General features: G+C 62.7%; 6 protein-coding genes and 1 pseudogene. 3 read left to right on the forward strand and 4 right to left on the reverse strand.

Translation table 11 applies throughout. The annotated features are described in order from the left end of the window. Positions 1-12: 12 nt before the first annotated feature. Together ACZ6YA_RS00640 and ACZ6YA_RS00645 are read right to left on the reverse strand one after the other, a co-directional pair. Positions 13-1357, reverse strand: a pseudogene (locus tag ACZ6YA_RS00640) (DUF6861 domain-containing protein). A 215-nt stretch (positions 1358-1572) separates the two neighbouring features. Beyond that, on the reverse strand, positions 1573-2196 hold the full coding sequence (locus ACZ6YA_RS00645; RefSeq protein ID WP_465894788.1) for a GAD-like domain-containing protein: 624 nt from the start codon (positions 2194-2196) through the stop codon (positions 1573-1575). A 587-nt stretch (positions 2197-2783) separates the two neighbouring features. On the opposite strand from ACZ6YA_RS00645, the gene ACZ6YA_RS00650 reads away from it, so the two are divergent. The 3 genes from ACZ6YA_RS00650 (at position 2784) to ACZ6YA_RS00660 (ending at position 6335) form a co-directional block, all read left to right on the forward strand. Continuing rightward, positions 2784-3467, forward strand: a complete 684-nt coding sequence (locus tag ACZ6YA_RS00650) for a response regulator (RefSeq protein ID WP_400803529.1) — start codon at positions 2784-2786, stop codon at positions 3465-3467. Then, positions 3464-4786 carry an ATP-binding protein gene (locus tag ACZ6YA_RS00655; protein WP_465894790.1) on the forward strand — a complete coding sequence of 441 codons (1323 nt, stop codon included), beginning with the start codon at positions 3464-3466 and terminating at the stop codon, positions 4784-4786. The genes ACZ6YA_RS00650 and ACZ6YA_RS00655 overlap by 4 nt, the downstream gene beginning before the upstream one ends. 157 nt (positions 4787-4943) lie before the next feature. Continuing rightward, positions 4944-6335 (forward strand): diaminobutyrate--2-oxoglutarate transaminase, encoded by a 1392-nt coding sequence (locus ACZ6YA_RS00660; protein WP_465894792.1) that lies wholly within the window; start codon positions 4944-4946, stop codon positions 6333-6335. 40 nt (positions 6336-6375) lie between these two features. Here ACZ6YA_RS00660 and ACZ6YA_RS00665 read toward each other — a convergent pair whose 3' ends face one another. Then, positions 6376-7341 (reverse strand): siderophore-interacting protein, encoded by a 966-nt coding sequence (locus ACZ6YA_RS00665; RefSeq protein WP_465894794.1) that lies wholly within the window; start codon positions 7339-7341, stop codon positions 6376-6378. A 72-nt stretch (positions 7342-7413) separates the two neighbouring features. Further along, a complete protein-coding gene (locus ACZ6YA_RS00670) occupies positions 7414-8535 on the reverse strand; it encodes a cupin-like domain-containing protein (protein ID WP_465894795.1) in 1122 nt (373 codons plus the stop codon). Between the last annotated feature and the right edge of the window lie 186 nt (positions 8536-8721).

Below are 8721 nucleotides of genomic sequence, written 5' to 3' on the forward strand. Positions count from 1 at the left end.
TTCCCGCCTGTGCTAGCACTTGTGTAGTTTTTACATTTAGAAGGCCTGATTGACCACCGGTAGCCGCCATTTTTTCGGCGGACTGCCTAAGTTTGCCTATCCTACTTCGCCACTGAGGTCCAATGCTCGAGTTAACCTGCCTGTCGCCAAAGTCCGAGATAGCGTCCCGTCCGCCTGCAGCTAAGTCTGGATTATGCAGGGCTGCGAGCGTTGACATCGTTTCCTTTGCTTGTATTTCTGATAATCTTTTTGCTTCGCGCGGTCCCATTGTTTTCGATAATTCTTTGTGAATTCTATCCTTTAGTTCTATGTGCAAGTCTTGCCGTGCTTTTTTTGCAAGCTTTGGGTCACGCTTCACAGGGTTAGCAACGTTTTCCAGAAATTCTGCAATGGTTAGCCGGTTCAATCCATCCTGTTGCCCTTTCAGTTGCCGCTCAAACTCCCCATGCTTGGAGGCAGGCAAGTTGTCAGCCTTGAAGCACGCCACCGTATGCAGCGGCATGCTACCGGGCTTGCCTGTCGAAGGCTCCTTGTCTTTCCCCGCAGGCCGATTAGCCGGCGCGGGCTGTGGATCATCAACCGCTCCCCTGCGCCGCTCCGGCATCTGCAAGTCCGGCCGCGTCTTCAACCCCTCTTCATGCTTGAGCATCCATTGCCCAAGCCGCGCCCCCTTGTTGCTGGCCGCCATTTCCTGCGCCAGCATCCGGGCATCGCCGCGCCCCCGAGTGAGGTGCGAAACAATGGCCCCCAGCAACAGCACCACGACTTCCACATGGCCAAGGGCAATTGAATGCGCGGCCCGCGATATCGCATTCGGATCATCCCGGCCGAACGGGCTCAAGCCTTCGTCGTGCGTGCCTTCCCAGGCGCTGCGGATGCCGTCCAGGTAGTACCCGCCTATGCGCGGCAAGCCTTCGATGAAGAACTCGGCGATGGACGACAGGCCGAGTATGCCGAGGATCCAGCCGCTGACCTTCAGGCCCATTGCGGCACCGACCCCGGCGAGGGGAAAAGCCCCGGCACCTGCGCCAAAGGCACCGATCCCGGCACCGATGGCGCCGCCGGTAACGGCACTGCCGACGACGATCATTGCCATCTGCCGGACCACAACCAATAGTTCGTCGAGGATGCTGGCGATGTCCAGGTCGGCGAAGCGTTGGCGCAAGAGTTGTGCGGCTTGCCATTCGGCTTGGTTGAAAGCGGATTGGACGGCCCGGATTCGGCGAATATTGAGCGCCAGTGAGGCGACCGGTTGGTTGTACTGATCGACGAAATGGGCACCTCCTTGATAGCCCATTTCGTCGATGATGCGTGATTCGATCTCGTGCCATGAGGGCGCGAGGTGGGTCAGAAACATGTGTGTCTCCCTGACAAGTTTGTGCAGGGGGAATCACATCATGGATCGAGCGTAATCATTTCTGAGAAGGCGGTAGGAAAAGTCTTTATCGTCGCTGATTGGTGGGGATTGTGGTGGTTTCTTGGGTTCTTGGGTTCTTGGGTTCTTGGCGCGATTGCTTTGGCGCCCTTGAGATAGAGCGCCGCCCGCGCGGCGCATCGCGGATGAATCCGCTCCTACGTCGGTGTGGCGGAGAAAGGGTAGGGCTCAAGGTCTGTTAGCTGTGCCAGAAAGACTAAATGCTCGACGGCGCTGACTTTTTTGAGATGATCCAGCGAGTCGGATCCATCAAGCATTAGTGCGGGGACAAAACCGTACATCTCGACATATTTGAGATTGCCGAGTTTTTTTTGCGCAGGCTTGAACAGATCGTTGAAGTCATTAGAATCGACTTTCCTCGAAAGTATGAAGCCTTGGATTTCTGCGTTGAGTTGTTCTTTTGTGAATTCCTTTTTGTAGAATACCAATTGAGAGCTAACGCTTGTGATCTTTAACGAAAAGCCAGTGGCTTCACCCCAAAGGTATAGGTCTCCGAAGGCACTTCTTGCAATTAAGTGGTAGGTGTCGTACGAGCTAAGTTTGGTGTTTTCTAACCAATATGAGACCACGGCTTCATATTCTTGTGGATTTACCAGCCAGAAAATTCCTTCCCCATAGCCAGCCCACCCGTGCTCTGACCAATACTCAAGTAATTTGGGTGGGAGTTTGTTTTTGTATCGTTCAATTGTCGAGGTGGGTACTTCTCGGCGGTCGATCGCTGGGCCAAAATTTTCAATGAATCTGGAAAATATCCTATCCACTTCAATTTCCTCGTCTGATAGCCCATTTCATCGATGATGCGTGATTCGGTCTCGTGCCAGGATGGCACGAGGTGGTTCAGAAACATGTGTGTCTCCCTGACAGGTAAGTGCAGGGGGAAATCACATCATGGATCGAGCGTAATCATTTCTGAGAAGGTTGTAGGAAAAGTCTTTATCGTCGGTGATTGGTGGGGATTGTGGTGGGTTCTGGGGTGCATGGCGTGATTGCTTCGGCGCCCTTGAGATCGAGCGCCGCCCGCGCGGCGCTTCGCGGCTGAAGCCGCTCCCACTGTCTACCTTCGGCCAGTTCTGCCTATGACATTTTCGCTGTCCGCCTTGTGTGTACAACTCGATATCAAGCCATGCACCAAGGCTGACGGCGGAGATATCACTGACAAAATTGGCCAAAGGTAGACCGTGGGAGCGGCTTTAGCCGCGATGCGCCGCGCGGGCGGCGCTCGATCTCAAGGGCGCCACACCCCTCAAGACAAACACCTGAAAACCACCCCACAACCAAAAAAAGCCCATAATCCCCCCTTAATCCCCCCATAGTGCAATCCCAGCCACACCACTCCGGGAGCCCCACCATGCACGTTCTGCTCTGCGAGGACGACGACCTGATCGCCAGCGGCATCTGCGCCGGCCTCACCGCCCAGGGCCTGACCGTCGACCGCGTGGCCAACGCCGCCAGTGCCCGGGCGATGCTTCAGGCCGCGCAGTTCGACGTGATGATCCTCGACCTCGGCCTGCCCGACGAAGACGGTCTCAAGCTGTTGCGCCGCTTGCGTCAGCAGGGCGTCGACCTGCCAGTGCTGGTGCTGACCGCCCGCGATGCGGTCACCGACCGGGTGGATGGCCTGCAGGCCGGCGCCGATGACTACCTGCTCAAACCCTTCGACCTGCGCGAACTGGCCGCGCGCCTGCATACCCTGTTGCGCCGTGTAGCCGGGCGGGCGGTGAACGTGATCGAGCATGGTCCGCTGCGCTACGACCCGAGCAGCTGCGATGCGACCTTGGCTGGCGTGCATGTCGACCTGTCGCGGCGCGAGCAGGCGTTGCTCCAGGCGCTGCTGCAGAACCCCGGCCGGGTGCTGTCCAGCGAGCAGCTCAAGGACTGCGTGTACGGCTTCAGCGACGAAGTCGAAAGCAATGCCCTCAACGTGCATATCCACCACCTGCGCCGCAAGCTCGGCAACAGCATCGTCGAGACCGTGCGCGGCCTGGGCTACCGCCTTGGCCCGGCGCAGGCGCCCGAGGAGGCGGCATCATGAGCCTGCGGGTTCGCCTGAGCCTGATCCTCGGCAGTGCCTTCATCATCATCTGGGTGCTGGCCGCGGCCTGGATGCTGCGCGACCTGCGCCAGCAGATGATGTTCTCCCTCGACCAGCGCCTGGTGGCCTCGGCACGCATGGTCGCCGGGCTGATCGACCAGCTGCCGCAGCCGCTGGCTGCCAAAGGCGAGGATGCGCACTTTTCCGCCGACCAGTTCAGCGTGCCCGATGGCATGGCCTGCCAGGTGAGTTCGCTGCGCGGCGAAATTCTCGCCAGCAACCACAAGCACGACGGCGCCATGGACGATGAGCGCAGCGGCTTCCGTGACCAGACCATCGACGGCGCGTCGTGGCGCACCTTTACCTACAACCATGGCGATGTGCGCATCACCACCGCCGATCGCCACATGGAGCGGGAGGCACTGAACCAGTCGATCCTGCTGGCTGCCTCGGCACCGGTGCTGATGGCCTTGCTCGGCAGCCTCGGGCTGGTGTGGATCGGCCTGGGCAAGGGCCTGGAACCGCTCAACCGCATGCGCGATGCCCTGCGCCGGCGTCGAGCCGACAGCGTCGAGCCGCTGCAGGTGGCAGGCTTGCCCAGCGAGCTGCAACCGTTGCTCGATACCCAGAACCAGCTGTTCCTGCGCATCGCCCAGACGATCGAGCGCGAGCGGCGCCTGACCGACGACGCCGCCCACGAACTGCGCAGCCCGCTGACTGCGATCAAGACCCATCTGCAGGTCGCCCGCATGACCGACGGCGCGGTGCGCGAGCAGGCCCTGGAGCACGCAGAGCAGGGCACCGACCGCATGCACCGCACCCTGGAGCAACTGCTGATGCTGGCGCGGGTGGAAGGCAGCCTGTCGTTCGAAGACGGCGTGCAATGCAGCGCCGAGCAGGTTGCCCGCCAGGCGATGCAGGATGCCGGTGGGGGTGATAACCGGCGTATCGTCCTGCGACTGCCGGAGGAGGCCACGCGCATCTACCTGGGCATGCCCGCGCCCCTGGCCGTGGCAGCCTTGCGCAACCTGCTGGACAACGCCCTGCGCCATGGCGGTGATACCGAGGTGGAGCTGGAGGTGCAGATGGCCGATGGGCAAGTGGGCTTCATGGTGCGCGACCATGGGCCGGGGATTGCCGACGATGATCTGCAGCACCTGACCGAACGCTTCTGGCGGCATGGCCAGAGCGGCGGTTGCGGGCTGGGCCTGGCGATCGTCCAGGCGATCGTGCAGCGGTGTGCCGGCAGTCTGCGTTTCGACAGCCAGAGCGATGGTTTGCGGGTGCTGCTGCAAGTGCCAGCGCGCTCGGGCGTTTGACCTTATCGATCTGATTCGGCCTTTTCGCGGGAGATCTCGCGAAAAGTCCTAATCAGAAGACTGAAAAATCCCACAAAAACGGCTAAATCCTCCCCGCAGCCAAGCGTTTTCCAAGCGATAACTACCCGCACATTCGCTTGCTTGCGAGGATTTACCCATGTCCACCGCTTCCAGCCTTGCCCAGGTTCCGCCCGCCAGCGCGCCGCAGCCGCTGTACGAGTTCACTGACTCACCCTTGCTGCAACGCCAGCAGCAACAGGAATCCAACGCCCGCAGCTACCCGCGACGCATCCCGCTGGCGCTCAAGCGCGCCCGTGGCATTCATGTCGAGGATGTCGAAGGCCGTCAGTTCATCGACTGCCTGGCCGGCGCTGGCACCTTGGCCCTGGGCCACAACCACCCGGTGGTGATCGAGGCGATCCAGCGTGTGCTGGCCGATGAAATACCGCTGCACACCCTCGACCTGACCACCCCGGTCAAGGACCGCTTCGTCCAGGACCTGTTCGGCATCCTGCCCGAAGCGCTGCGCCGCGAGGCCAAGGTGCAGTTCTGCGGGCCGACCGGCACCGACGCCGTGGAGGCCGCACTCAAGCTGGTGCGCAGCGCCACCGGCCGCAGCACGGTGCTGGCCTTCCAGGGCGCCTACCATGGCATGAGCCAGGGCGCGTTGAGCCTGATGGGCAGCCATGGGCCCAAGCAGCCGCTGGGGGCCTTGCTCGGCAACGGCGTGCAGTTCATGCCATACCCCTACGACTACCGTTGCCCGTTCGGCCTGGGTGGCGAAGCCGGGGTCAAGGCCAACCTGCATTACCTGGAAAACCTGCTGCTCGACCCGGAAAGCGGCGTGCCGTTGCCCGCTGCAGTGATCCTCGAAGTGGTGCAAGGCGAGGGTGGGGTGGTGCCTGCCGATATCGAATGGCTCAAAGGCGTGCGGCGCATCACCGAGCAGGCCGGCGTGGCGATGATCGTCGATGAGATCCAGAGCGGTTTCGCCCGCACCGGGCGGATGTTCGCCTTCGAGCACGCCGGTATCGTGCCGGATGTGGTGACCCTGTCCAAGGCCATCGGCGGCAGCCTGCCGTTGGCGGTGGTGGTCTACCGTGATTGGCTCGACACCTGGAAGCCAGGCGCCCATGCCGGCACCTTCCGCGGCAACCAGATGGCCATGGCCGCAGGCTCTGCGGTGATCAACTACCTGGTCGAGCACCGCCTGGCCGAGCATGCCGAAGCCATGGGCCAGCGCCTGGGTGGGCATCTGCAGGTGCTGCAGAAGGACTATCCGCAACTGGGTGATGTCCGCGGTCGTGGCCTGATGCTCGGCGTCGAGCTGGTAAACCCGCAAGGCGCGCGTGATGCACTTGGCCATCCACCGGCCAACCGTGAACTGGCGCCCAAGGTGCAGCGTGAATGCCTCAAGCGCGGGCTGATCCTGGAGCTGGGCGGGCGCCATGGTGCGGTGGTGCGCTTCCTGCCGCCGCTGATCATCAGTGGCCAGCAGATCGACGAAGTCGCGCAGCGCTTTGCCGAGGCGCTGGCGGCAGCCGTCTAAATGTACCGGGGATCGCAAGGCGGCCCCCGGTCACTGCCCATTAGTCGAACGTCCGCCCGGCGCGCCAGTAGCCCATCAGGGTCAGGCAGTCGCGCGGCAAACCGCGCTCCTTGATCAGGTAGCGGCGGATGTCCATCACCGTGGCCGACTCGCCCGCCACCCAGGCATAGAACGCGCTGTCACGCGTGCTGGCCTGCTCCCAAAGAATGCGCGTGTCGATATCCACGTCCTCCAGCTTGACCTCGGCGCTGCGACCCTGGGCGAGTGTGGCCAGTTCGCTCACGGCATGGCGCATGGCCTGGCCATGCTCGCCATGCAGCAGCTCGCGGGGCAGCCAGTGCAGGCGCGTCGCGGCGCTGTGGCGCAAGGGCAGGCAGTCGGCTTGCAGCGGCACTTCGATGAACGCCTCTACGGCCAAGGTGGGTTGCTGGTCGGCCAACTGTTCGAGAATCCCGGCAATGGCCGGTAGCGCCGTTTCGTCGCCCACCAGCAGGACATTGCGCACGCCGTGCGGCGGCTTCCATTCATAGCCCCCGGGGTCGCCGGCAAAGGCCAGGTTCGGCGCAACCATCTGCAGGCAGTCGCCGACCTTGGCGTGCGTGGCCCAGGCCGAAGCCGGGCCGTTCACGCCGTGCAGGACGAAATCCACATCCACCTCCAGCGTTTCACGGCGCAGGGCGCGAATGGTGTAGGTGCGCATGGGCGGGCGCTGCTCGGGTGGCAGCGCGTTGTGCGCGGCTTTCCAGTGCTGTTCGATGGGTAAGCGGGGCAATGAGCCGTCGGCGGCGGGGAAAAACAGCTTGACCCGCTGGTCGGGCGCCAGGGTGTTCATTTCGGCGACGTCGGGGCCGGTGAACACCAGGCGCGTGAGCGATGGGCTCAGGCTGATGCGGTGGCTGAGCGCCAGGTCGAACACGCGGTAACCGGTGACGGCTGAAGTGCGCCCGCCAATCAGGCGGCGCAGGCTTTGCTGGAGCGTTTGGGTCATGCGGGCGGGGCTGGGCATGCGGGCGGTCTCTTGCAGGCGTCTTTCCCTATGAACGAGCCGACGCCTGCGCAAATTAACCGCTGGCTGGCCTCACCAGCCGCGCCCGGAATTCACCCAGAAGTTCACCGACAGCGAGGTGGACACCGACTCCACCTGGTGGAACCAGCCTTCAGGCAGGAACAGCAAGTCGCCAGCCTGCAGCACCACGCGCAGGAACGGCACGTCGCGGGCGGCGGGGAAGCGCTGGTAATCGGCGGCGTCGGGGTTGAAGTCGCAGCCGTCCAGGCCGCCCTTGGGGCTGGTCGACCAGGTGCCCAGGGCCGGGCGATGATGAGGCGCTGCGAGAATGAACGACTTCTGGCCCCAGACCTGGGCGAACAGGTTGTCGGTGTCATCGCGGTGCAGCGGCGTCAGCGTGCCTTTAGGGCCGATCCAGATGCGCGGGGCGATGAAGCGCGAGTGCTCGAAGTAGTCCGGAAAGCGGATCAGCGTCAGCAGTTTTTCCGGCACGATGTTGTTGCCCATGTAGGCAGGGGTGTCGCCTGGCTTGGCCGGCGTGTCCAGCGAGGCGATGAAGTCGGCCATGGAGGTCGAGCGGAAATCGCGGTCGCTGGAAAAAGTCTTCTTCACATAGTCGCCGTGGCGGGTGATGCCCTGCAATTCGGCGAAGTGTTCCAGCGACGCCTCGCGGCCCATGGTAAACAGCGGCCAGTCCTGCAGGGCGTCGCTGAGCACCACCGGCATGCCGATTGGCAGGTAATCGCGGCGAAAGCGCTCGACGGACATGTCCGCACGGCTGATGCGGGACACTTCGCGCTGTACCGGTTGTGAAGCGGAGATCCTCTCGCTGATGCGTGCCGGGGTCGGGTAGCGCTGGTTCATCGCCACTTTGCTGGTCGTCGCCCCTTGTCGCGCGCTGTTGATGATCTGCGGCAGCAGCGTGGCCAGGCCCATGTTGCCGGTGATCTTCAGGCGCGCGCTGGCGAACAGCTCCTCGACGTTGGCGGTGCCGCCCATGATGCCGAGAAAGTCGCGCTCGGCGACTTCGATGGTGACATCGGGCGCGGCATGGCGGCCCGCGCCGGTACGGCTCTGCTCGCGCACTTCGGACCAGAACGCCCGGCCCTGGCCAAAGACGAACTGATACACGCCTTCGATGCCCACGGCATGGGCGTTGGCGAACAGTTTGCTGAGGATGCTCTGAAGGTCCACGGTAACCCCTGTCGGTCTTTCGTTGTGCAGGAATGACGAACAGGGCCGGCGCCGATTTAGCCAGTGCCGGGCGAAAGCGCCTGCCGCCAGCGCTGGCGCGTGCTCGGCTAATTTTTTTGCGCCCACTTACGTCCCGTAGGGATAGCCGAGCCAACGCTCGATACCCAACTGTATGGAAGATCGCAG

The sequence above is a fragment of the Pseudomonas sp. NPDC090752 genome (genome assembly GCF_055584805.1).

Excerpts from the sequence above, each read along its gene's own strand:
- ACZ6YA_RS00650 (WP_400803529.1), top strand. The coding sequence starts at position 2,784 with ATGCACGTTCTGCTCTGCGAGGACGACGACCTGATCGCCAGCGGCATC.
- ACZ6YA_RS00655 (WP_465894790.1), top strand. The coding sequence starts at position 3,464 with ATGAGCCTGCGGGTTCGCCTGAGCCTGATCCTCGGCAGTGCCTTCATC.
- ACZ6YA_RS00660 (WP_465894792.1), top strand. The coding sequence starts at position 4,944 with ATGTCCACCGCTTCCAGCCTTGCCCAGGTTCCGCCCGCCAGCGCGCCG.
- ACZ6YA_RS00665 (WP_465894794.1), bottom strand. The coding sequence starts at position 7,341 with ATGCCCAGCCCCGCCCGCATGACCCAAACGCTCCAGCAAAGCCTGCGC.